The organism is Nonomuraea mangrovi, assembly GCF_042681425.1.
GTDB lineage: Bacteria > Actinomycetota > Actinomycetes > Streptosporangiales > Streptosporangiaceae > Nonomuraea > Nonomuraea mangrovi.
Map to the genome: position 1 here is coordinate 1 of NZ_JBHUFV010000106.1, position 22,297 is coordinate 22,297.

Below are 22,297 nucleotides of genomic sequence, written 5' to 3' on the forward strand. Positions count from 1 at the left end.
GAGCCCATCGCGCAGGCGAACCCTCTCAAGGCTCATGATCTCAACCTCGTACAGGCCCTAGTCGGCTTCGACCTCAAGGGCGGCGTCGAGTTCACCCCCTACAGCCCGCGGCTCTCGGCCCTGGCCACCTCCCGCACCGAGTCGCTCACACTCCTGGACGACCTGGTCGCACTCATGGTCGACCGGATGGGCCTGTGCCGCCAAGCCGCCGCCCGCAACATCTGGCAACTCCCGCCCGCCCTTCGACCCGTTCCCGTGGTGGTCCTGGTCGACGAGCTCGCGGAGCTCTACCTGATGGCCGACAAGAGCGAGAAAGACGAGATCGCCCGCACCTCAACCGCGCTGCTGCGGGTCGCTCAGCTCGGCCGCGCCTTCGGCATCTACCTGTTCTGCTGCGGCCAACGCATCGGCTCCGACCTCGGCCCCGGCGTCACCGCCCTGCGCGCCCAATGCTCAGGCCGCATTTGCCACCGGGTCAACGACCCCGAAACCGCGAACATGACCCTCGGCGACCTCGACCCCGCCGCCCTCGTCTCCGCCCGCGCCATCGCCGCCGAGACACCCGGCGTCGCCATCGTCGCCTCCCAGGACGGCCAGTGGTACCGCGCCCGCTCCTTCCACGTCAGCGAGCAGACCGCCGAACACGCCGCCCGCACTCACGCCCACCTCACCCCGCCCTGGGACGAGATCACCGCCCACCTTCCGCACGCCGTCAACGCCTGAACCCAGGAAAGGAGGTGCGGCGATGCGACGCTTCGCCTGCCGACTGCTCGACACCGGCCCGGTCGTCGTCCTGGCCGTCATCGCGGGTGCCGGATCGTTCACCCACATCCGCGACACCGCCGCCGACCACGGACAGACCGGCTGGATGTCCTGGGCGGTGGCCGTCTGCATCGACCTCACCTGCGTCATGGCCGCCCGCGAACGGCAACGCGACAAGACCACGGGCAGAGCACGGCAGAGCCGGATCACCTGGCCCGTCCTCGTCCTGTCCGGCGGCATCGTCCTATCCCTGGCCGCCAACCTCGCCCAGGCCGGCCCGAGTGTCTGGGGCTGGATCACCGCCGCCACCCCGGCCGCCGCCTTCCTCATCGCCGTCTCCATGCTCGAACGCCGCACGGCCGCCCGTCCTGAGCCGTCCCCGGCCGCCGTCCCCGAACTCACGCCCGTCCTGGAGCTCGATGTCGAGAGGCAGGACGAGCCGGAGGACGGCCCCGCGCCCGCCCTGCTCGACTACGCCCGCCGCGTCGCCGACGAACACCACGCCAAGCACGGCAGACCCATCACCCGCGACGCTCTGCGCGCCCGCCTGGGCGTCTCCAACCAACTCGCCTCCGATCTGCTCCACACCCTGCGAACCGCCTGACCGAAGGGAGAACACCGATGACCGACCGCCGAACCGCTTTCATCACCGGGCTGCGTGACCTCGCCACCTACTTCGAGGCCAACCCGAACGTCCCGCTGCCCCTGCAGGGCATCACCGCCCTGTACTTCCCACCCAAGGCCGACGACGAGGAGATGCGCGCCGACATCGACCACGTCGCCGCGCTCCTCGGCAGCGAGATCGACCCCAACGACCTCCAGTTCGGCCACTACAAGACAGGGCTCAGCTTCGGCCCCGTCCGCTACGAGGCGCTCGCCATCCTCGCCGACGCCCGCGCCCGCCACGAGGCCGCCAACAGCTACCGCGACAACATCGCGCTCACCTGACAGGACAACGATCATGCGAATCCGCCTCGACGGCACCCGCGCCGAGATCATCGACGCCCTGTTCCGGCTGCGTTTGAACTTCACTGTCTCCGGCGTCTCCCGCGCCTACCCCGACCGTGCCAAGCCGCGTCACTGGCGGGTCTACGTCAACACCACACCCCGCGAAGGGAGGTGACCTCAATGGCGCGCTACCGCTGCTGCACCTGCAACGGAACCGGCCTCGACACCGACAGCGAGGCCTGCGCCGACTGCCACGGCACCGGCATCGACAACCACGGCGCATAACGTGCAGCGCCCCCGGCCTGGCCGTACATCCGCCAAGACGCCTGCCAGGTCGGGGGCCATCCCGTCACCCGAACGAGTGAAAGGAGGTCTCCATCTTGCCCACAAACCGCACCAACGCGCATCTCATCAATGGCTTGATCACCCGCCTCAACGCCCCTGACTACGACCGGTGGGCCGCCCAGATCCGCGCCACCGGCGGCTGCCGCCAACCGATCCACCTGCGCGGCAAGGTCGAGCACTGGGACGCCGTCACCGGCCAACTCCTGCACCGCTACACCACCCGCCACGAACCCGACGGCGTCCTGCGCCTGCCGTGCAAGACCCGCAGCGCCTCCCGCTGCCCAGCGTGCGCCGAGATCTACCGCGCAGACACCTACCACCTCATCCGCGCGGGCCTGATCGGCGGCAAGGGCGTCCCCGAGACGGTGACCGACCACCCGACCCTGTTCGTCACGCTCACCGCCCCGTCCTTCGGCGCGGTTCACACCCGCAGAGACACCGGCCCGTGCCACGCCCGCCGCAACGCGCCCACCTGCCCGCACGGCACCGTCATGTCCTGCACAGCCAAACATCGACCCGACGACCCTCGCCTCGGCGAACCGCTCTGCCCCGACTGCTACGACTACACCGGCTCGGTCCTTTTCAACGCCCTCGCCCCTCTCCTCTGGAAGCGCCTGGCCGACTCCCTCCGCCGGCACCTGGCCAAGCTCGGTGGCCTGGCCCTGCGCGAACTCCGCGACCACCTCACCGTCTCCTTCGCCAAAGTCGCCGAATACCAGCGGCGCGGCGTCGTCCACTTCCACGCCGTCATCCGCCTCGACGGACCCGACGGCCCCACCACGCCACCTCCGGCCTGGGCCACTGCCGACGCCTTGGAGCAAGCAGTACGGCACGCTGCCCGCGTCGTCAGCGCCCTAGTCCCGGCCGTCGACGACCAACCGGCCCGCCTGTTCAAGTGGGGCGCTCAACTCGACATCCGCCCCATCACCCTGGACGGCGAACTCACCGAACAAGCCGTCGCGGGCTACATCGCCAAGTACGCCACCAAGGCCGCCGAATGCGTCGGCACTCTCGATCGTCGCATCAACCCCCTCGACAACCTTGACGCCTTCAACCTCCGCGATCACGCCAAACGCCTGATCGCCGAATGCCTGCGCCTGGGTGCCATCGAGGACCTGGCCGACCTCCGGCTCACCCAGTGGGCGCACATGCTCGGCTTCAAGGGGCACTTCTCCACCCGATCCCGCCGCTACTCCACCACCCTCGGCGCACTCCGCGCCGCCCGCGAAGACCACGCCCGCGACCACGAGATCACCACCGGCCGCCTCCCGCTCGTCGACGAGGACACCGTCCTCGTGATCAGCGAATGGGAGTACGCAGGCAAAGGCCACTCCGCAGGGGATCAACTCCTCGTCGCCGCGCTGACCGGCGCCCGCCTCCCGGACATGGGCGGTGGTGCCCGATGAGTCGCCGTGACGAGCTACTCACCGTCGTTCAGGTCCTCGACGAGCTGGGCGGGGTTTCCCGCCGCACCTTCTACCGCTGGCGTGAACTCGGGACCGCGCCGGTCTGCGTGCAGCTCCCGAACCATGAGCTGCGCATTTGGCGCAGTGACCTCGTGTCGTGGCTCGACTCTCGCCGGGGGATCGCATGAACACCAGCTACGACGTGAAGTTCTGGGAGATCCAGCGCCGTACTGACCGGAAGACCTCGGCGTTCCTTGTTCGCTGGACGGTGGCGCGCAAGCCCAAGAGCAAGACCTTCCGCACGAAGGGCCTGGCCGATTCATTCCTGTCCGACCTCCGCCAGGCCGCGAAGCGGGGGGAAGCCTTCGACCTGGCCACGGGCCTCCCGCTCTCGATGCTGGAGTCTGAGCCCTCCGGCCCGTCGTTCCTGGCGTTCGCACAGTCCTATGTCCTGCGCCGCTGGCGCACCTCAGCGGCACGCACCCGTGAGACGGACGCTTACGCGCTGCTCACGCTGGTACCCGCTCTGGTGGCCGACGTTCCGGGCCGTCCCGATGCAGAGGAGGTACGGCAGGCACTCCGCTCTCACGCGCTGCTGCCCGAAGACAGGCGGACAGAGTTGCCCCGCGAGCAAGCCGCGGCTCTCGCCTGGCTGGAGAAGGCGTCGCTGCCCATGTCGGCCCTCGGCGAGGCTGGCACGCTGCGCCTGGCCCTCGACGCCATCGCGGTCACCTTCGGGGGCAAGACCGCTGGGGCCAACACCGTACGGCGCAAGCGCGGAGTCCTCCATCACCTTCTGGAGCAAGCCGTAGAACAGAAGCTGTTCACGACGAACCCGCTCGATGAGATCAAGTGGACCCCGCCCAAGGCCGTGACCGTCGTTGACCCTCGAACGGTCGTGAGCCCGGCCCAAGCTCGGCAACTCCTCGACGCCGTGCCCAAGGTCGGGCGCAAGCGCGGTGCCCGGCTCAAGGCGTTGTTTGCCTGCGTCTACTACGCCGCGCTCCGCCCGGAGGAAGCGGCAGACCTGAGGCAGAAGAACTGCACGCTGCCAGAGTCGGGATGGGGGCTGCTCATCCTGGAGCGGGCGCGACCCCAGGCAACCAAGCGCTGGACTGACAACGGTCAGACCCACGAGTCGCGTCGGCTCAAGCACCGGGCGGACAAGGAGACCCGGGAGATCCCGATCCCGCCGGTCCTGGTGGCCATCCTCCGTGAGCACATCGAGGCGTACGACGTCGCTGAGGACGGCAGGGTCTTCCGCACCGAAACCGGCGGCTCCTACTCAAGCTCCGCCTACTCCTACGTCTGGCAGGAAGCCCGCAGACTGGCCTTCACGCCCACTCAGGTCGCTTCATCCCTGGGCGCCCGGCCGTACGACCTGCGGCACGCTGCCGTCTCGCTCTGGCTGAACGCGGGCGTCCCGGCCCCTGAGGTCGCCAAGCGCGCCGGTCACAGCGTGGACGTCCTGCTACGCGTCTACGCCAAGTGCATCGACGGCCAGCAGGACCACATCAACGGAAAGATCAACGATGCTCTTGAATAGCTGACCCTCGCCCACCTCGGCCCCGGCCCTCACCGCCGGGGCCTTCTGCTTGCAGCATCCAAACGGGTGATTAGTTCCCAGATTGAAGCGCTTGGTCCGACAAGCGATCCATATGCCTGCGTCATAGAGACTAACTGGGTCAAAATGGCACGCATGCCTACCATCCCTGAAGATCACGTCGAGGCCGCAGGTCCCCCCGCCTTTAACGACTATGACCGTCTCGCCGAGGGGTACGCGGCCGAGAACGAGACCAGCCTCCTGAACGCGTACTACGAGCGGCCCGCAATGCTGGAGCTCGCCGGGGACGTGACCGGAAGGCGCATCCTCGACGCCGGCTGCGGCTCGGGTCCGCTGTTCTCCGCGTTGCGCGATCGAGGCGCCATCGTGACCGGCGTCGACGCGAGCGCCGGGATGCTGGAGATGGCCCGACGGCGGCTGGGCGCCGACGCAGATCTGCGGGTCGTCGACCTGGCCAGCCCGCTGCCCTTCCCCGACGGCGCATTCGACGACGTCATCGCGTCCCTGGTGCTGCACTACCTGGAAGACTGGGGACCGACACTAGCCGAGCTGCGACGCGTGCTGAAGCCTGGCGGCCGACTCCTCATCTCGGTCCACCATCCTTTCGGCATCACTCTCTTTCAGCACATGGCCGGGGAAAAGTTCAAGTACTTCGAGACCTGCAGCCGGACCGACGAATGGACCAGGGGCGGGCAGACCGTCCAGATGAGGTTCTGGGACCGGCCGCTGCACGCGATGACCGAAGCCTTCACCGCGGCGGGCTTTCGCATCAGCGTCATCAGCGAACCGCCGTTTGTGCCGGAAGCCCGCGAACTGTTCCCCGAGGAGCTCCGCGAGATCACCGGCCCGAGGTTCCTGAGCTTCCTGTTCTTCGTTCTAGAAGCCAATTAACGGCGCCGAGTAGCGATCAATTGTGATGACCGAGCGTTTCAGCGGGCGGTTCCCACCGACTGGAGTGCTCATTCGTCCCCAGCTTCGCCTGCGGGCACTCCATTTGGCCTGATCCTTCCGTCGGCTGATGGGCGCGTGTCCGAGGGGACGAGAGAGAACGCGGGTCGCCAACCCGGACGACTTCCAGGGCGTTGTTGCCACCGGTGAGAGGTTCCTCGGTCACGCTAACCATGATGAGTCACGCCGTGGAGAGCGCCCAGAGTGCAGCGAGGACGTACGACCTTGAGCGGCCAGGATCGCGGGCAGCGAGGGCCGGAGCACGACATCAGCCACGGTCACCGATGCCGTGGGGCCGACGAAGGAGGCCCTGCGGCGGCGATCGCCCCAGCCCCGTGCGGTGCTCAGCCACCGCCAGCGATCGTTACGGCCTGGCGATGCGCCGACGTAGAAAGGCCGTTGACCTGGGCCAAGCCTCTCAAGATCGGTTCGCATATGGTTCGCGATCACTGGCCTACGGCTGCATTCCGCTGCTCTCAGCGGCCTAGCAAGCAAAAGACCTGCGACTGAGAAGCCGCAGGTCAGGTGCCGAAATGGCTGATCAACTGTGTGCCCCCGGCATGATTCGAACATGCGACACCCGCTTTAGGAGAGCGGTGCTCTATCCCCTGAGCTACGGAGGCGGACGCACCCAAGCCTAGCGAAAGACGAGCAGTGCGTGTGACATCAGGCCCAGGTAAGTTTCGACGGATCAGTCATGGGTGCTCTGATCTGCGGTAAAGGCATGACAAGCGGTCCCGTGATCAGACACGCCGCGTGGCTAACGTCGCGCTCGTGACCAGCAAGCGACGAAGTAGGCGGGGCGCGGGGCGGCCTGTGGCGCTGTTCGCGGCGTTGCTCGCGCCGGCGATTCTGGCCGGGGGGCTGCTGGCGGGGGAGCTCGTGGGGTACGACGCGGCCGTCGGTGCCGCCGGGATGAGTGAACGGCAGGGCGGTGGTCGGGTGGTGGCGGAGCGGCGTGGCGGGCGGGTGGCGTTCGCGCCGATGCTCGCGCCCGCGCCGCCGCACGCTGACCGGAGGTACCGCGAGTTGGTGCCGTTGCCGTTGAGGGTGGAACGGCGGGAGCGGGGGGCTGCTGCCGTACCCAGGCCTGAGGAGGTCGTTGAGAGGCCGGTGGAGGCGCGGCCGCGGCCGGAGCGGGAGCGGCGTTCGAGGCAGCAGCCGGTACGGAGCGGCTGTCCTGACGAGTGGGCCGAGACCTGGTTGTGGGAGCTCTGTCAGGAGTATCAGCGGAGGCAGGCGTAGGAATCCGGGCTTGGAAGATACGTAAATGGCGCGTTCGGAGCATAACGGCTGTCGGGAGTTCGGTCCGGACACTGAGACGGCTGTAGTAACGTGCGTGCCTGACCCAGGTAACGAGTTCGCAAACGGAGGAATCGAACGTGTCAGCCCCTCGATCAGTGGGTCTGATCGCGGTCGTCACGGCGATCTCTTCGGTGCTTGTGGGGATTCCGGCTGGGCCTGCCCATGCTGGCGACCCCCTGCCCGACGCCGTTGTCGAGGCGGTGGTGGGGGGCGGCGTGGTGGAGGGTGCTGTCGGAGACGGCGCGGTGGCCGACTCCTTGGCGGCCGCCCCTGACCTGACGGCGCTGCGCAAGGAAGCCGAGAAGGCCGCCAACGAGCTGGCGGCGGCGCAGAAGGTGCTCGACAAGCGGACCAGTGATCTGAAGGCGGCCAACGACCAGCTCAACAAGAAGCTCAAGGACCTGTCGGCGGCGCAGGCGACGCTGACGCAGATGCGGCGGCCGATCGCGGACCTGGTGGAGCTGGTGTACCAGCAGCCTGTGGCGGACGGCATCGCGCCGTTCCTGTCCGGGGACGGGGACGCGAGCATGGCGCTGATGCGCTCGCAGAGCGACGCGAGCGTGCTCGCGCAGGCCAGGCAGCTGCAGGTGGACGAGATCTCGAAGGCCTACGCGGACAAGCAGCGGCTGGCCGCCGAGGCGCAGGAGATGCGGGCCACGAACCTGTTGGCCGCTGCTCAGGTGGAGGCGGAGGTCGCCACGCTGACGAAGCGGTCGGACAAGGTCGTGCAGTCGCTGACGAAGGCCTTGGTCAAGATGGGCATCAAGATCGACAAGGTGGGTCGTGCGGCGTTCGCGTGCAATCCGCTGCGCATCGACGCGACCACCGACTATCCCAACGGGCTCATCCCGAAGAGCATCCTGTGTCCGATCCAGCAGCGGGGGCACCTGCTGCGGGCGGACGCGGCCATCGCCTTCGTGTCGCTCAACGAGGCGTACAAGAGGCAGTTCGGGCAGCAGATGTGCGTCACCGACGCGTACCGGACGCTGGCCGAGCAGCAGTCGGTCTACTACCGCAGGCCTGGGTTCGCGGCGGTGCCGGGGCGGAGCAACCACGGGCTCGGTATGGCCGTGGACCTGTGTGGTGGGGTGCAGAGCGCGGGCACGGCGCAGTTCAGGTGGATGGAGGCCAACTCGAAGCGGTATGGCTGGTTCCATCCGGACTGGGCCTACAGCAACCCTTACGAGCCCTGGCACTGGGAGTACGACCCGAAGATCGACTCATTGCCCTGACGGGCGGGCCCGGAGTCGGTGCTCTTGGCGATATGCAGGCCCAGCTCACGCGTGATGGCGGCGTGGAGTTCTCTGCGGCGGCGGCCTTGGGCTGTTGAACGCGCCGCAGCGGCCTCAGTCCGCGACCGGGCTATCTGGACCAGCGTCGTGTGCTCCGGCCAGGTCACGGTGAACGGACTGCGCGTCGGGGCGCGGCGGGCTTGGAATGTCTCGGTCAACCATTGTGATCATTTCGAGCCGTCCGGCATGTCCGTGACCGTGGTGCGGCAAGATGCCGTCCATGGCCTCCCAGCGCAGCCCCGGCACCCCAAGCACGCCAGCCGCTCATCGAATCAAGGTCACGCTGGCCGGATCCCGGCCGCCCATCTGGCGGCGGCTGGAAGTGCCTTCCGCTATCACGCTGGCGAGCCTGCACCGTGTCCTGCAGACCGCGTTCGGCTGGGAGGACTACCACATGTGGGTCTTCGAGAACGCCATGGGCCGTTATGGAGTCGCCGACCGCGAGTTGCGCATCGCCAACGCAGCCACCAAGCGCCTTGATCATGTCACCCCTGCACCTGGGGACCGCCTGGGCTACACCTACGATTTCGGCGACGACTGGGAGCACACCCTCCAGATCGAGGCTGTCATCCCCGCCGAGCCGGGCATCGCCTACCCTCGGTGTCTGGCGGGGCGACGTGCCTGCCCACCCGAAGACTGCGGCGGCATCTGGGGATACGGCGATCTGCTGGAAGTCCTTGCCGACCCCGCCCATGACGAACATGAAGAGCGGCTGGAATGGCTGGGCCTGGAGTCAGCCGACCAGTTCGACCCCGCGGCCTTCGACCTCGTCGCCACCAACAACGCGCTGTCCCATCTCGCGACAGTCCTCACCAAGAACTGACCGGCCCTCCCGAGCGACGCAGGACCCTCGCAGGATCAACGCGGCGTTGCACTAGACGGGGGCGACTTCGGCGCAGCACTGCGAGCAGCGGGAGGCGGCCCTGGGGATCTCGGACAGGCATTCGGGGCATTCGCGGTGTGCGACCTCTTCGCGTCCTGCGGCGCGCTCCTTGTAGCGGGAGTACGGCCTGACGACCAGGAAGTAGACGACCGCGGCGATGACGACGAAGGACACCAGCGTGTTCAGGAAGTTGCCGTACCTGAACTGAGCCTCGCCCACCTTGAGCGTCAGGGAGCTGAAGTCGGGTAGGCCGCCGAACGCCGAGATCAGGGGAGTCAGCAGGTCCGCGACGAAGGACGTGACGATGGCGCCGAACGCCGCGCCGATGACCACCGCGACGGCCAGATCGATGACGTTGCCCTGGACGAGGAACTTCTTGAATCCGCTCATAGTCACAAATCGTATCGGCTTCATCACTGTAAGTGCGGATTGATCGTCACTGAGAGGCGTCCGCCGGCTTGGGCGGCGGCGAGCATTCTGGCCTGGTCGGGGCTGGCCGCGAGCACGATGAGCGCGCCGCCGTCGGTCTCTCCTGCGGGGATGGTGATGACCGGGACCCGGTCTGCCACGGTTTGGGCGGGCTGGCCGGTGTCCCATGCCGCGAGCACGCCGATGGCGTCGCCAGGGGAGAGCAGGCGTACGGCGTCGGCGTCGGCGATCCGGACCGGCATGGCGACCGTACCCGGCGGGAGGGTGGCCAGAAGGGCGGGGTTGAGCAGGCGTACGTCGGTGAGGGGCTCGCCGCGGCGCATGGGGGCGGCGAGGGTGCGACCGACGGCACCGGTGGTCAGGGCGCCGTCTGGTACGGCCTCCGCGGGGAGCCGGGCCTTGTGGAGGTCGCCTTCGTGGAGGACGCCAGGTTTGAGGTCTTTGGCGGCGACGAGGACGGTGGTGGTCGGGCCTGGGCCTGGGCGGAGGACCGTGAGCGCGCATGCGAGAGAGAGGGCGGCGAGCGCGGCCGCGATCAGCCGGCGTCGCCGCCCGAAGGCGCGGATCCAGGCGCGCATGGGTGACTCCAGAGGATCGGTGGAGTGGGGATCTGATGACGGGGTGGGGCGGCCGGGGTCCAAGGCGCTGCGCGGCGACCACAGGGCGCGAGGGAAGACGCTCGTGGCTGAGAGGCGGAGCGTGATGGCGGCCGTTGACCGGGGGGTTGGTAATGGAAGGTGTGCTGGCCGGGGGAGGCGGGCGCGCTGGCCGGGGAGATGGCGGGCCCGCCGGCGAGATGGCGGTTTGTGGTGGCAGGCGGGCTTGCTCAGGAGGTGACGTGCGATGACGTGCGGGCTCGGTCAGGAGGTGATTCGCGATGACGTGCGGGCTCGGTCAGGAGGCGCTTTGTACGGGGCGGCCTGGCGGGTTCGCGGCTGAGGGTCCGCTGCCCTCCCGACGGACTACCACCCTGCAGCCGAGCGGGATGCCGCGCTCGGCCGTCTGCGCCGTGGGGAGGGCTCCGTGGGCACGGAGCGTGCGGAGGAATGGGCGGGAACTCTGGGCACCCCGGGATCTTGTGGGTTGCGGTCCCGGCGCAGGGTCAGGGCAGGTCGAAGGGGAGCTTGATGCCGTCCAGGGCGGAGCCGCAGGAGCAGGTGCGCTCCTCGGGGAGGGCCTGCACGGCGTCGGAGACGAGCGTGCGCATCTTGGTCACGTTCGTGGCGAAGAAGCGGAGCACCTCGTCGTGGGTGACTCCTTCGCCCGCCTCCACGCCCGCGTCATGGTCGGTGACGAGGGACAGCGACGTGTAGCAGAGGGCGAGTTCCCTGGCCAGGATGGCTTCGGGGAAGCCGGTCATGCCGACGATCGTCCAGCCGTTGCGTGCGAACCACTGCGACTCGGCGCGGGTGGAGAAGCGGGGACCCTCGATGACGACGAGGGTGCCGCCGTCGACGGTGTTCCAGCCGCCGGAGCGGGCCGCGGAGACGGCGACCGCGCGGCCGTCGGGACAGTAGGGGTCGGAGAAGGAGACGTGGACGGCGCCGCCGGCGTCGTAGTAGGTCTGAATGCGGCCGGAGGTCCGGTCGATGAGCTGGTCGGGCACCACGATGGCGCCGGGGCCGTGCTCGAGCTGGAGGGAGCCGACGGCGTTGGGGGCCAGGACCTGGCGGACGCCGAGCGAGCGGAGCGCCCAGAGGTTGGCGCGGTAGGGGATGCGGTGCGGCGGGTAGCGGTGGTCGCGGCCGTGCCGCGGGATGAAGGCCACGGAGCGCGTGCCGATGCGCCCGACCGTTACCACGTCGCTCGGCGGACCGTAGGGCGTTGTGAGCTCGACTTCCTGGGCGTCGTCGAGCAGGGAGTAGAACCCCGATCCGCCGATGACGCCGATGTCTGCGCGAGTGACCATGGGCGAGAGATTAGCGGGAAGGGGTGGGTGGGAGGGCAAGTGGAGCCGGGTTCTGTGGATAACGGGTGGGGGTTGTGGATAACTCGGCGGGGTGGGTCTCTTCGATGGCTCGGGGCCTGGGGTGAGGCGACGGGTCCGAGGCGTGGTGACCGCGTCGGCGCCGTCCACTGGCGAGGCCGTCTCTCAAGGCGATGCCGCCAGATGTGCGGTCGGTCGGCCTCCCATGGCGGTGTCGCCAGACGTGCGTCGGCGTCGGCGGTGGCTAGGCAGCCGGTGGGGTTGGCGGCGGTGGGAGCGGGTCCGCTTGACGGTTGCTGGGCGTTCGGTCCGCCTTGCGAGGTGGGCGGGCGCGGACAAGGCAGTGGTGCGGTGGGGCAGACGGGGTGCTGGAGCGGGCTTCGTGGACGATGCCGTGGGGGACATGGTGCCGGATGGTGTAGCGCGGGTGACGGTGGTCTGCGTGCTGGCTGGGGTGATGGTGCACTGCGCGCATGGTGCTGGCTGGGGTGATGGTTCTGTGCGGGTGTGGTGCTGGCTGGGGTGATGGTGCACTGCGCGCGTGGTGCTGGCTGGGGTGATGGTTCTGTGCGGGTGTGGTGCTGGACGTGACCGTGATGGGTCTGCCGCGGTGTGGTGACGGCCGGCGGGGTGTGGTCGCAGGCTGGGGTGATGATGCCCGCGGGGTGTGTATCTGGGTGATGACGTCTGGTCGCGCGTGGTTTGGCTGGGCCGCTGGGCCTGCGGGGGTGTGGTCGAACGCTGGGGTGACGGTGCTCGCGGGATGTGGTGTCGGCTGGGTGATGATGTCTGCGCGCGTGTGGTGATAGGCCTGCGGGGGTGTGATCGCGGGCTGGGGTGGTGGTGCGCGCGGGGTGTGGTGCTGGCTGGATGATGACGCCTGGTTGCGTGTGGTGCCGGTTGGAGTGATGGTGGCTGCGGGTGTCATTGCGGGGCTGGGGTGGCGCCTACTGGGCGTCCTGCGCGTCGTGTCGATCGATGGGCGGGCAGCCTGTGGGGGCGGGCAGTGGTTGGCCGGGGCTTCCCTCGTCGCGCGATACTTGCGCTGGTCACAAGGGGTGGAATCCCCGCGCCGACAACTTGTGGGGGATCGACGACGTCAAACCTCCGACGCATGAAACCCCTGGGAGGTCGTGGGATGAACCTGGAGGCTCTTCTCCCCGGAGACCCTCAGCGGCTGGGCGGCTACTGGCTGGCCGGGCGGCTCGGCGCGGGCGGGCAGGGAGTGGTCTACCAGGCGTACGACGACTCCGGCGCCAGGGTCGCGATCAAGGTGCTTCGCACCTCCGACAAGGTCCGTTTCGCGAAGGAGGTCACCGCGGCCCGCCGGGTCGCCTCCTTCTGCACGGCCAAGATCCTCGCCGTCGATCTGGACGCGGCGGAGCCGTACATCGTCAGTGAGTACGTGGCGGGGCCGAGCCTGCGGGAGGCCGTGGAGGGGGCGGGCCCGCTGGCGGGGGACCGGCTGTACCGGCTGGCGACGGCGGTCGCGACGGCGCTGGCCGCGATCCACGAGGCGGGGGTGATCCACCGGGATCTCAAGCCGGACAACGTGATGCTCGGCCCCGACGGGCCCAGGGTGATCGACTTCGGGGTGGCGCGCACTCCGGAGATGTCGCTGACCTCGACGGGGTTCGTCGCGGGGACGCCGACGTACATGCCGCCCGAGGTGTTCACCGGGCAGCGGGCGGGGACGCCCGCGGACGTCTTCGCGTGGGGCGGGGTGATCCTCTACGCGGCCACCGGCTCCGACCCGTTCAAGGACGAGAGCCTGGGCGGGGTGATGCACCGCGTTCTCACGATGGATCCCGACGTGAGCGTGCTGGACGAGCCACTTCGCTCACTGGTGTCGGCGGCGCTGCGTAAACGGCCGGAGGACCGGCCTGGTGCCAGAGCGCTGCTGCTGGGGCTGCTCGGCAGCGGCCGCCCCGTGACTTCCCAGACGACGGCCTCCACGATGACGGGTTCCCAGGCGGCGATCTCCCCGATGGACTCCGAGGCGGCGGGCGGCCATGCGGCGGGTTCTCAGGCAACAGGCTCCCCGGCCACAGGTTCCCAGGCGGCGAGCTCCCCGAAGGACTTCCACGCGGCGGGTCACCAGGCGGCGATCTCCCCGATGGACTCCGAGGCGACGGGTGGCCATGCGGCGGGTTCCCAGGCGGCGAGCTCCCCGAAGGACTTCCAGGCGGGCGTCCAAACGGCTGGCATCCCGGTGACAGGCTTCGATGCGATGGTCTCTCCGGCGGCGGTGGCCCTGGACACCCCGTACGAGGACCCGTCGCTGGGTGAGGTCGCCGAGGCGGTCTACGAGGGGCTCGGCTCATCAGACCAGGCCATGGCCCCTCAGGTGTTCCTGCGGCTGACCGACGACCAGATGACCCGCACCGTTCCGCCGGGAGAGCTGCCGGAGGAGGCGGCGGAGGTTCTGCGCGCCTACCGCTCCGCCGGGCTGCTCGACGACTCGGTCGCGATCGTCCATCCGGCGCTGCACCGGGCCTGGCCCAGGCTCAGGGGCTGGATCGAGGAGGAGCGGGACGGCCTGCCCATCCATCGCGCGTTGAGCGACGCCGCCCGCCGCTGGGAGACCGGCGGCGACGTCTACCGCGGCGCGGCGCTGGAGGAGGCGCTCCGCTGGGCGGCGACCGGCAGGCGGCATCTGACACTGACCCGGCGTGAGGCCGCGTTCCTCGAGGCGGGTACGGCCCTGGCGCGACGTGCCTCCAGACGGCGAGGGCTGGTGATCACCGCACTGTCTGTCCTGCTGGTGGTCGCGATCGTGGCCACCGTCGTCGCCGACCGGCAGCGGCGGGTCATGGCAGAACAGCACCTGGAGTCCATGGCCAGGGTCGTCGCGGCGCGGGCGGAGGAGTTGCGAGGGCCTGAGCCGGTGACCGCGATGCGGCTCAGCGTCGCGGCCGCCGATCTCGCCCCTGTGATGGAGGCCCGCGCCGCCCTGTACGGCTCGCTCGCCCAGCCGGAGGTGGCCACGTTCACCGACCCCGAGTCCCCGCCGGGCGCGGTGCGGACGTTGAGCGCGAACGGCGACACCCTCGTGTCGGTGGCCGGGGGAAGGGTGCGGCTCTACCGGCGTACGGGGGAGGTCACCTCGTTCGAGGGGGTGGGTGCGGGGGTCTCGGCCGTGGAGATCAGCCCCGATGGCCGCACGCTGGCGCTGGCCGCGGGCGAGAAGGTCAGGCTGTGGGACGTGGCCTCGGGCAGGCCGGTCGGGGCCGCGCTCCCTGCGGGCACGGCGACCTTCAGCCCGACGGGACGGATGCTCGTGGCGAGCGACGCCGCGACCTCTCGGCCGTCGCTCTGGGACGTCGCAGGGCGCCGGTGGATCACCGGGCTTCCCGCGGCGTCCGCCATGGTCGTCGGCCCGGGGGACAGGCTGGCCGCGTTCGGGCTGGACGACGGAACCTGGAAGGTGTGGGACCTCCAGCGGCGGCGCATCCTGTCGGGACTGCCCGCCGAGGCCATGGCCTGGAGCCCCGACGGCGGCGTCCTCGCTCTGCGGACGGGGGAGTCGTCGTTCCGGCTCTGGGACGTCGCCAAGGGCGCGTGGCGGAGCAACGACGACCTCGACCTGCCGTACAAGGGTCAGGTGGCCTTCACTCCCGACAGCGGGTTCGTGGCGGCGCTGGGCGACGAGGGGACGCTCAGGCTGTGGCGGATCGACGACCTCGAACCGGTGATGTCCCACGTCGTGCAGATCGGCGGGGGCGCCGGTGCGATCCGGACGGCTGGGCGGACCGTGCGCCTCCTGACGGAGGCCACTGTCGTCACGGTGGACATCTCGGCCTTTACCGCGCCGGCCGTGCTTCCAGGACTCCCCGGCCCGCGGTTCCGGCTGTTCTCCGCTCTCGCGGGCGCGGGCTTCAGCGCTGACGGGAAGCGGCTGGCCCTCGCCCACAAGGCGTGGGTCACCGTGTGGGAGACCGCGACGCGGCGGCGGATCGCCAAGGTCCCCGGCGTGGGCGACGACGTCGGGGCGCCCGCCCTCAGCCCGGACGGCCGGACGGTGGCCGTCCCCACCGCCTCGGCCGTGGTCCTGTGGGACGTCGAGTCCGGGTCCAAGCTCGGCTCGTTCCCCGGATCGCACGCCGCGTTCAGCCCGGACGGCCGCGTCATGGCGGTGGTGGCCGGCTCCTCCGTCGACGTGTACGACGTGGCCGCCCGCAGGCGGACGGGCCGGCTGCCCGCGGGAACCGGCCCCGCCCTCAGCCGTGACGGCGGCGTGCTCGCGTCCAAGGACCCCGAGGGGGGCGGGCTCCAGGTGTTCGACGTGAGGTCCGGCAGGAGGGTCGGGATCCAGGGGCACATGGTCGTGTCGGGCGCCGCCTTCAGTCCGGACGGGCGCACGCTGGCGGTGAGCGACGCGCTGGTCCGCGGCAGGCTCGTGCTGCTCGACACCCGGACGTGGCGGCGCGTCGGCTACGCCTTCGCCGGGCAGGAGCTCGCGGGCGAGCACGTGAGCATCTCGCCGGAGGGCGTTCTCGCCGTGAGCGACGGCTCCGTGGTGCGCCTGTGGGACCTGAACGGCCGCAGGGCCATGGGCCTTCCGATCACCGGCTACCCGGAGGGCGTAGCGGCGCTGGCCTTCGGCGACGGCGTCCTGTACATCGCCGGTGGCGACGGTTCGCTCCGGGCGTTCCCGATCGAGCGGGGCAGGGCGGCCGCGGCCGTCCGCGCCCGCGCAGGTGGCCCGATCTCGGCGGACGAGTGGCGGCGCCACATCCCCGAGCTCCCCTACCCGGGCGACCCAGGCCGCTGACCGACGCCCAGCCGGCGGTCCACCGGCGGCGGTGGCGAGGCTACGGCGTGCGAATGCTCCGGCGCCGGCGAGGCGACGCGTGCGGATCGACGGGCGGTGGCGAGGCTACGGCGTGCGAATGCTCCGGCGCCGGCGAGGCGACGCGTGCGGATCCACCGGCGGTGGCGAGGCTACGGCGTGCGGTTACTCCGGTGAGTGAACAAATGATCGCAAAGAGTATGCTCGGCCGTACGAGCGCCTCAAGGAGAAGAAACCATGCCAGAGCGTTGCAAAGGCCTAGGCCTGATCATCGTCGCGCTCATGCTCGGCATGCTTCTGGCCGCCCTCGACCAGACCATCGTCTCCACCGCCCTGCCCACCATCGTCAGCGACCTGGGCGGTCTCGAGCAGCTCTCCTGGGTCGTCACCGGCTACCTGCTCGCCTCCACCGTCTCCACCCCGCTCTGGGGCAAGCTGGGCGACCAGTACGGCCGCAAGGGCCTCTTCATCACCGCGATCGTCATCTTCCTCATCGGCTCCGCCCTCTGCGGTCTCAGCCAGTCCATGGGGCAGCTCATCGCCTTCCGCTCGCTGCAGGGCCTCGGCGGCGGCGGGCTGATGGTGCTCGCGCAGGCGATCGTCGGCGACGTCGTCCCGCCGCGTGAGCGTGGCAAGTACCAGGGCTTCTTCGGCGCCGTCTTCGCCGTGTCGAGCATCGTCGGCCCGCTGCTCGGCGGCTTCTTCGTCGACAACCTGTCCTGGCACTGGGTCTTCTACGTCAACCTGCCGGTGGCCGCCGTCGCCCTCGCGGTGATCGTCGCCGTCCTGCCCGGCGGTACCACGCGCACCCGCCACACGATCGACTACGCGGGCATCGTCCTGCTGGGCGGCGCGACGTCCTGCCTGGTCCTGCTGGCGACGTGGGGCGGCACGACCTTCCCGTGGTCCGACCCGGTCATCTGGGGTCTCGGGCTGGCGGCGGTGGCGATGCTGGCGGGCTGGTGGTTCGTGGAGAGGCGGGCCGCCGAGCCGGTGATGCCGCCGCGCCTGTTCGCCTCGCGCACGTTCACGATGTCGTCCGTGGTCGGCTTCGTCGTCGGGTTCGGCATGTTCGGCGCGCTGACGTACCTGCCGCTGTTCATGCAGGTCGTGTACGGCGTGAGCGCCACCCTGTCGGGAATCCACCTGCTCCCGATGATGGCCGGCATGCTCACTATGTCGATCATCAGCGGCCAGGCCATCTCACGCTACGGCCGCTACAGGTTCTTCCCGATCGTCGGCACGGCCGTGGCCACGATCGGGATGTTCCTGCTCTCGCGCCTGACCGAGAACAGCTCCACGCTCACCATGAGCGTCGACCTGCTCGTGCTCGGCGTGGGGCTCGGCATGACCATGCAGGTGCTCGTCATCGTCGTCCAGAACGCGGTCGGCTACGAGGACCTGGGCGTGGCCACCTCCGGCGCCACGTTCTTCCGCTCGATCGGCGGCTCGTTCGGCGTCGCCGTCCTCGGGTCGATCTTCACCGCGACGCTCGACGAGGACCTGCGGCAGCTCATCGCGGGTGTGCGGCTGCCCGCGGGGTTCGACCCCGCGCAGGTGCAGGCCGACCCGACGATCATCAAGCGGCTGCCGCCCGCGCTCGCGGCCGACTTCCTGCACGTCTACGCCGACGCCATCTCCACCGTGTTCACGGCGGCCACGCCGATCATGCTGATGGCGTTCCTGCTGTCGTGGTTCATCCCGGAACAGCCGCTCAGGAAGACGGTGGGAGCCGTCGACATCGGCGAGGGCCTGGGCGCGACCTCGGCGGAGCGCTCCTCCCTGGCCGAGGTGGAGCGCGGTCTGGTACGGCTGGCGGACGCCGACCTGCGCAGGAACTACTACGCCAGGCTCGGCCTGCTGGCCGGGCTCGACGGCATCCCTCCGGCAGGCGTCTGGATCATCACCAGGCTCGACGGCGAGGGATGGGTGCGCGGCCAGGACCTGGCCGACCGCGGGAAGGTCACGCGGGCGGAGGGCAAGCCGTACGCCGACCAGTTGGTGGCCGCCGGACTGGTCAGGCGTTCAGCGGACGGCGAGTCGCTGCGGCTCACGGCCGAGGGCGACAAGGTCGCGGCGGTCCTGCTCGCACGCGCCAGGGACGGGCTCAGGGAGTTGGTCGCCGACTGGGGCGCACATCCCGAGTTGCACCGGCTGCTGGACACGTTGTGCCCGCAACTGCTCGGCGCGGACGCCGACCGGCCTCGTTAGCTGGAGGCCGCGGGAGCCGGCGCGGGCGCGGGCGTCGAAGCGGGGGCGCTGGAGCTGGTGCTCGTGCTCTCCGTGGACTTCGCGGGGGTCGTCGTCGACGTGGTCGTCGAGGACGACGAGCGGTTGTCGGTGCGGTAGAAGCCGGAGCCCTTGAAGACGATGCCGACGGCCGAGAACACCTTGCGGAGCTGCCCCTCGCAGTTGGGGCACACGGTCAGGGCGTCGTCCGAGAACTTCTGGACGACCTCGAGTGGCTCGCCACAGTCATTGCAGACGTACTGGTACGTGGGCACGCGCTCCTCCTCAGGTTGGCACTCGACCTACGCGACTGCCAATCATAAACACTCCTTGAGGGCGACTCATTCCATACCGCTCTCGCCGTACCACCCGGCCAGCTTGCCTCGGCGGCTGACGGCGCGCATGCGGCGCTCGACGCGGTCGCGGCAGGCGGCGGTGGTGACCACGAGGAGCTGGTCGTCGGATCTGATCCTGGTGGTGCCCGTGGGGACGAAGGTGTGGCCCTCGCGGACGATCAGCGTGACCGCCGCGTCGGTGGGCAGGCGCAGCTCGAAGATCTCCACGCCGTGCAGCAGCGAGCCCTGGGGCACCTTGATCTGGAGCAGGTCGGCGTTCAGCTCCTCCAGCGGCGCCGACTCCACGTCGAGGTCGCGGGCCTCGCCCTCGGTGGCGACGCCGAGGAGCTTGGCGACGTACGGCAGGGTCGGCCCCTGCAGGAGCGTGGTCACGATGACGATGACGAAGACCTGGTTGAACAGGCGCTCGGCCTCGCCGACGCCCGCCGCCCACGGGATCGTGGCCAGGACGATCGGCACCGCGCCGCGCAGCCCCGCCCACGACAGGAAGGCCTGCTCCCGCCAGTTGATGCGGTCCAGGCGGAGGATCCGCACCAGCCACGCGCAGACGATCACCGACAGCGGCCTGGCCAGCAGCACGAGGACCGTTCCCGCGATGAGGCCGGGCACGATGTCGATGGGCATCTCGTGGGGGCTGGCCAGCAGGCCGAGCATGACGAACAGGCCGATCTGCGCCAGCCATGCCGCGCCCTCGGCGAATCCGCGGGTGGCGGCCCTGTGCGGCAGCCTGGCGTTGCCGAGGATCAGTGCCGTCAGGTAGACGGCCAGGAAGCCCGAGCCGTGGAGCAGGACGGCGCCGCCGTACGCGACGAAGGTCAGCGCGAGCACGGCGAGCGGGTAGAGGCCTGAGGCGGGCAGCGCGACGCGGCGCAGCGCGTAGGCGCCCGCGGGACCGAGCAGGCAGGCCACCCCCGCGCCGATGGCCAGCTCCATGACCGCTTCCAGGACGAACTCGCCCAGGTTCGGTACCGGGCCCGTGGCCTGGCTGAGCAGCACGACCACGATGACCGTGGGGGCGTCGTTGAAGCCCGACTCCGCCTCCAGGATGCCCGCGAGCCGGGTGGGCAGCGGGAGCCTGCGCAGCACGGAGAAGACCGCGGCCGCGTCGGTGGAGGCCAGCACGCCGCCGAGGATCAGCGCGGTGCGCCAGTCGGCGCCCAGCAGCCCCTGTACGGCCAGCGCCACGACCACGATGCTGACCGCCACCCCGACGGTGGCCAGCGCGAGCGCGGTGGGTATCGACCGCCTGACATGGCTCCAGGTGGTGGTGAGACCACCTTCGGCCAGGATCAACGCCAGGGCGCCCAGCCCGATCTGCTGGGCGAGCATCGGGTCGTCGAAAGGGATGCCGAAACCGCTCTCGCCGAGCAGGAATCCGAACCCGAGGAACAGCAGGAGGCTGGGCAGTCCGCTGCGGTGAGCGACCCGGACCGAGGCGATGGCCGCGATGACGACGGCTGCTCCGAGAAGAAGCCAGACGTCGAGTTTCATCCGGCCCCCTCTCCTGTCCTGAGGGATATTGTCGCGTACTCGCCGGGCTAGTCCGCCCTGCAACGTAGCGCTATGCTCGCGCGATGTTACGCCGTTTTCTGATCATCGCCGGATTGCTGGTGGCGATGGTACTGGCGGGCGGATTCGCCCTGTTGATGCAACGACAGTCAACGTATGACGGCAACATTCGACGGATCGCCGAGCCGTTCCCCGTGGAATCCGAACGGCCACCCAAACCGGTGGGTGAGGCACAGAACTGGCTGCTGATCGGCTCGGACCGGAGGCCCGGCGAAGCGGGCGCGCAGCGCGCGGACACCATCATGATCCTCCACCTGCCCGCGGACAGGGCGCGGATCTACGTCATCGGCATCCCTCGCGACGCCTACGTCCCGATTAAGGGCCACGGGAACGACAAGATCAACGCCAGCTACGCGTACGGCGGGCCCAAGCTGCTCATCTCGACCGTGGAACGATTCACTGGTGTCCGGATCGACCACTTCGCCGCTGTGGACTTCGCAGGGTTCGTCGCCATGACGAAGGCGATCGGCGGGATCGACGTCTACGTGAGCCGTACCACCCACGATCCGATGAACAAGGTCACCTGGCGGCAAGGCACCGTCCATCTGGAGGGCGAGCAGACCCTCCTGTTCGTCCGCCAGCGCTACAACCTGCCCGGCGGCGACTTCGACAGGATCAGGCGCCAGCAGGCCGTGATCAAGGCCATGGGCAAGAAGCTGCGCGACAGCAGCGTGTTCGAGATCGACGCGTTCCTGCAGGAGGCCACCAAGTCGCTCAGCGTGGACCCGGGCGTGAGCGTCTCCCTGCTGCGTGACCTGGCCATCGAGCTGCGCGGCGTCGAGGACCTCACCGCGCTCACCACGCCCAACACCGGCTCGGCCATGGTCAAGGGGGCGAGCGTGGTGAAGATCGACAAGGCGCAGGCGGACAGGTTGTTCGAGGCCGTCCGCCAGGACGCCATCGCCCGCTACGTGGAAGAGAGCGGCGGGATCAACGACACGGACCTGCTGTACTGACGTTGGTCAGGCCGCCCGGTTGCGCCACCCATTTGACCGGCTGATCGTGCGGCTCGACGGGTATGCCGCTGATCAGCTCGCCGTCGTGGAGGAGGGCGACGGTCGGCACGTTCGGTCCCACCCTGGCGAGCGCGCGGTCGTAGGAGCCGCCGCCGCGGCCGAGCCGTACGCCCGAGTCCCTGTCGACGGCGAGCGCGGGCACGATGAGCAACGCGGCGGTGCGGACCGCGTCGACGCCCCTGCGCGTGTCGACCGGTTCCATGATGCCGAACCGGCCCGGCGCGAGCGTGTCGGGGCCGTCGTAGACCGCCCAGTCGAGGTCGTTGTCCTGGCGCAGCACCGGCAGCATGACCGTCGCGCCGTGCTTCCACAGGGCGAACACCAGCCCGTGCGTCTCCGGCTCGTCGCCGATCGACCAGTAGCACGCCACCAGGCCGGCCATCTGGACCCACGGCTGGTCGAGCAGGGTCTCGCGGATCGCCCGCGCGTTCTCCCTCCTCTTCGCCGCGGGAATGGCGCCACGCTGTTCGATCAGCTCGCGGCGCAGCTTCAGCTTGTCCACAGATACCTCCAGTAGGGTCGCTGT

At 69.7% G+C, this 22,297-nt stretch carries 20 protein-coding genes and 1 tRNA gene; 14 read left to right on the plus strand and 7 right to left on the minus strand.

Annotated features, from left to right (window positions below; genetic code table 11):
- The 8 genes from ACFSKW_RS53660 to ACFSKW_RS53695 form a co-directional block, all read left to right on the plus strand.
- The coding region (locus ACFSKW_RS53660; RefSeq protein WP_379583459.1) for an FtsK/SpoIIIE domain-containing protein at positions 1-723 on the plus strand (723 nt) is incomplete at its 5' end.
- Between the two features lie 22 nt (positions 724-745).
- Positions 746-1,366: a DUF2637 domain-containing protein gene (locus tag ACFSKW_RS53665; RefSeq protein ID WP_379583461.1), complete on the plus strand. Its 621-nt coding sequence runs from the start codon at positions 746-748 to the stop codon at positions 1,364-1,366.
- 17 nt (positions 1,367-1,383) lie between these two features.
- Positions 1,384-1,710 (plus strand): hypothetical protein, encoded by a 327-nt coding sequence (locus ACFSKW_RS53670; protein ID WP_379583463.1) that lies wholly within the window; start codon positions 1,384-1,386, stop codon positions 1,708-1,710.
- 13 nt (positions 1,711-1,723) lie between these two features.
- Positions 1,724-1,885, plus strand: a complete 162-nt coding sequence (locus ACFSKW_RS53675) for a hypothetical protein (protein ID WP_379583465.1) — start codon at positions 1,724-1,726, stop codon at positions 1,883-1,885.
- 244 nt (positions 1,886-2,129) lie between these two features.
- On the plus strand, positions 2,130-3,461 hold the full coding sequence (locus ACFSKW_RS53680) for a replication initiator (protein ID WP_379583467.1): 1,332 nt from the start codon (positions 2,130-2,132) through the stop codon (positions 3,459-3,461).
- Complete coding sequence (locus ACFSKW_RS53685) at positions 3,458-3,649, plus strand: helix-turn-helix transcriptional regulator (RefSeq protein ID WP_379583469.1); 192 nt, start codon at positions 3,458-3,460, stop codon at positions 3,647-3,649. The genes ACFSKW_RS53680 and ACFSKW_RS53685 overlap by 4 nt, the downstream gene beginning before the upstream one ends.
- On the plus strand, positions 3,646-5,007 hold the full coding sequence (locus ACFSKW_RS53690) for a tyrosine-type recombinase/integrase (RefSeq protein ID WP_379583471.1): 1,362 nt from the start codon (positions 3,646-3,648) through the stop codon (positions 5,005-5,007). The genes ACFSKW_RS53685 and ACFSKW_RS53690 overlap by 4 nt, the downstream gene beginning before the upstream one ends.
- A gap of 144 nt (positions 5,008-5,151) precedes the next feature.
- Positions 5,152-5,916, plus strand: a complete 765-nt coding sequence (locus ACFSKW_RS53695; protein WP_379583473.1) for a class I SAM-dependent methyltransferase — start codon at positions 5,152-5,154, stop codon at positions 5,914-5,916.
- 607 nt (positions 5,917-6,523) lie between these two features.
- Here the strand turns inward: ACFSKW_RS53695 and ACFSKW_RS53700 are convergent.
- Positions 6,524-6,596: transfer RNA gene (locus ACFSKW_RS53700), tRNA-Arg, on the minus strand.
- Between the two features lie 151 nt (positions 6,597-6,747).
- On the opposite strand from ACFSKW_RS53700, the gene ACFSKW_RS53705 reads away from it, so the two are divergent.
- The 3 genes from ACFSKW_RS53705 (at position 6,748) to ACFSKW_RS53715 (ending at position 9,393) form a co-directional block, all read left to right on the plus strand.
- The gene (locus ACFSKW_RS53705; protein WP_379583475.1) at positions 6,748-7,218 is read left to right on the plus strand and encodes a hypothetical protein; all 471 of its coding nucleotides are present in this window, start codon (positions 6,748-6,750) and stop codon (positions 7,216-7,218) included.
- A 275-nt stretch (positions 7,219-7,493) separates the two neighbouring features.
- The gene (locus ACFSKW_RS53710) at positions 7,494-8,510 is read left to right on the plus strand and encodes a D-alanyl-D-alanine carboxypeptidase family protein (protein ID WP_379583477.1); all 1,017 of its coding nucleotides are present in this window, start codon (positions 7,494-7,496) and stop codon (positions 8,508-8,510) included.
- A gap of 280 nt (positions 8,511-8,790) precedes the next feature.
- Positions 8,791-9,393: a plasmid pRiA4b ORF-3 family protein gene (locus tag ACFSKW_RS53715; RefSeq protein ID WP_379583479.1), complete on the plus strand. Its 603-nt coding sequence runs from the start codon at positions 8,791-8,793 to the stop codon at positions 9,391-9,393.
- Between the two features lie 51 nt (positions 9,394-9,444).
- Here ACFSKW_RS53715 and mscL read toward each other — a convergent pair whose 3' ends face one another.
- From mscL to ACFSKW_RS53730, 3 genes are all read right to left on the minus strand, one after another.
- Positions 9,445-9,843 carry a large conductance mechanosensitive channel protein MscL gene (gene mscL / locus ACFSKW_RS53720; protein WP_379583481.1) on the minus strand — a complete coding sequence of 133 codons (399 nt, stop codon included), beginning with the start codon at positions 9,841-9,843 and terminating at the stop codon, positions 9,445-9,447.
- Positions 9,844-9,866: 23 nt separating this feature from the next.
- Positions 9,867-10,460: a Flp pilus assembly protein CpaB gene (cpaB, locus tag ACFSKW_RS53725; RefSeq protein WP_379583483.1), complete on the minus strand. Its 594-nt coding sequence runs from the start codon at positions 10,458-10,460 to the stop codon at positions 9,867-9,869.
- A gap of 524 nt (positions 10,461-10,984) precedes the next feature.
- Positions 10,985-11,791, minus strand: coding sequence for an S-methyl-5'-thioadenosine phosphorylase (locus tag ACFSKW_RS53730; RefSeq protein WP_379583485.1), 807 nt, complete (start codon positions 11,789-11,791; stop codon positions 10,985-10,987).
- A gap of 1,156 nt (positions 11,792-12,947) precedes the next feature.
- On the opposite strand from ACFSKW_RS53730, the gene ACFSKW_RS53735 reads away from it, so the two are divergent.
- Both ACFSKW_RS53735 and ACFSKW_RS53740 read left to right on the plus strand, forming a co-directional pair.
- The gene (locus tag ACFSKW_RS53735) at positions 12,948-16,583 is read left to right on the plus strand and encodes a WD40 repeat domain-containing serine/threonine protein kinase (protein ID WP_379583487.1); all 3,636 of its coding nucleotides are present in this window, start codon (positions 12,948-12,950) and stop codon (positions 16,581-16,583) included.
- Between the two features lie 255 nt (positions 16,584-16,838).
- The gene (locus ACFSKW_RS53740; protein ID WP_379583488.1) at positions 16,839-18,812 is read left to right on the plus strand and encodes an MFS transporter; all 1,974 of its coding nucleotides are present in this window, start codon (positions 16,839-16,841) and stop codon (positions 18,810-18,812) included.
- Here the strand turns inward: ACFSKW_RS53740 and ACFSKW_RS53745 are convergent.
- Together ACFSKW_RS53745 and ACFSKW_RS53750 are read right to left on the minus strand one after the other, a co-directional pair.
- On the minus strand, positions 18,809-19,105 hold the full coding sequence (locus tag ACFSKW_RS53745; protein ID WP_379583490.1) for an FmdB family zinc ribbon protein: 297 nt from the start codon (positions 19,103-19,105) through the stop codon (positions 18,809-18,811). The genes ACFSKW_RS53740 and ACFSKW_RS53745 overlap by 4 nt on opposite strands.
- Before the next feature lie 66 nt (positions 19,106-19,171).
- A complete protein-coding gene (locus ACFSKW_RS53750; protein ID WP_379583492.1) occupies positions 19,172-20,677 on the minus strand; it encodes a potassium/proton antiporter in 1,506 nt (501 codons plus the stop codon).
- Positions 20,678-20,760: 83 nt separating this feature from the next.
- Here ACFSKW_RS53750 and ACFSKW_RS53755 point away from each other — a divergent pair, with 83 nt between their 5' ends.
- The gene (locus ACFSKW_RS53755) at positions 20,761-21,711 is read left to right on the plus strand and encodes an LCP family protein (protein ID WP_379583494.1); all 951 of its coding nucleotides are present in this window, start codon (positions 20,761-20,763) and stop codon (positions 21,709-21,711) included.
- On the opposite strand, the gene ACFSKW_RS53760 is transcribed toward ACFSKW_RS53755, so the two are convergent.
- Positions 21,686-22,273: a 5-formyltetrahydrofolate cyclo-ligase gene (locus ACFSKW_RS53760; RefSeq protein ID WP_379583496.1), complete on the minus strand. Its 588-nt coding sequence runs from the start codon at positions 22,271-22,273 to the stop codon at positions 21,686-21,688. The genes ACFSKW_RS53755 and ACFSKW_RS53760 overlap by 26 nt on opposite strands.
- Positions 22,274-22,297 lie beyond the last annotated feature (24 nt).

What these genes read in the sequence shown, in the direction of transcription:
- ACFSKW_RS53735 (WP_379583487.1), top strand. Translation starts at nt 12,948, where the DNA reads ATGAACCTGGAGGCTCTTCTCCCCGGAGACCCTCAGCGGCTGGGCGGC.
- ACFSKW_RS53695 (WP_379583473.1), top strand. Translation starts at nt 5,152, where the DNA reads ATGGCACGCATGCCTACCATCCCTGAAGATCACGTCGAGGCCGCAGGT.
- ACFSKW_RS53690 (WP_379583471.1), top strand. Translation starts at nt 3,646, where the DNA reads ATGAACACCAGCTACGACGTGAAGTTCTGGGAGATCCAGCGCCGTACT.
- ACFSKW_RS53715 (WP_379583479.1), top strand. Translation starts at nt 8,791, where the DNA reads ATGGCCTCCCAGCGCAGCCCCGGCACCCCAAGCACGCCAGCCGCTCAT.
- cpaB (WP_379583483.1), bottom strand. Translation starts at nt 10,460, where the DNA reads ATGCGCGCCTGGATCCGCGCCTTCGGGCGGCGACGCCGGCTGATCGCG.
- mscL (WP_379583481.1), bottom strand. Translation starts at nt 9,843, where the DNA reads ATGAGCGGATTCAAGAAGTTCCTCGTCCAGGGCAACGTCATCGATCTG.
- ACFSKW_RS53755 (WP_379583494.1), top strand. Translation starts at nt 20,761, where the DNA reads ATGTTACGCCGTTTTCTGATCATCGCCGGATTGCTGGTGGCGATGGTA.
- ACFSKW_RS53740 (WP_379583488.1), top strand. Translation starts at nt 16,839, where the DNA reads ATGCCAGAGCGTTGCAAAGGCCTAGGCCTGATCATCGTCGCGCTCATG.
- ACFSKW_RS53730 (WP_379583485.1), bottom strand. Translation starts at nt 11,791, where the DNA reads ATGGTCACTCGCGCAGACATCGGCGTCATCGGCGGATCGGGGTTCTAC.
- ACFSKW_RS53675 (WP_379583465.1), top strand. Translation starts at nt 1,724, where the DNA reads ATGCGAATCCGCCTCGACGGCACCCGCGCCGAGATCATCGACGCCCTG.
- ACFSKW_RS53665 (WP_379583461.1), top strand. Translation starts at nt 746, where the DNA reads ATGCGACGCTTCGCCTGCCGACTGCTCGACACCGGCCCGGTCGTCGTC.
- ACFSKW_RS53685 (WP_379583469.1), top strand. Translation starts at nt 3,458, where the DNA reads ATGAGTCGCCGTGACGAGCTACTCACCGTCGTTCAGGTCCTCGACGAG.
- ACFSKW_RS53750 (WP_379583492.1), bottom strand. Translation starts at nt 20,677, where the DNA reads ATGAAACTCGACGTCTGGCTTCTTCTCGGAGCAGCCGTCGTCATCGCG.
- ACFSKW_RS53670 (WP_379583463.1), top strand. Translation starts at nt 1,384, where the DNA reads ATGACCGACCGCCGAACCGCTTTCATCACCGGGCTGCGTGACCTCGCC.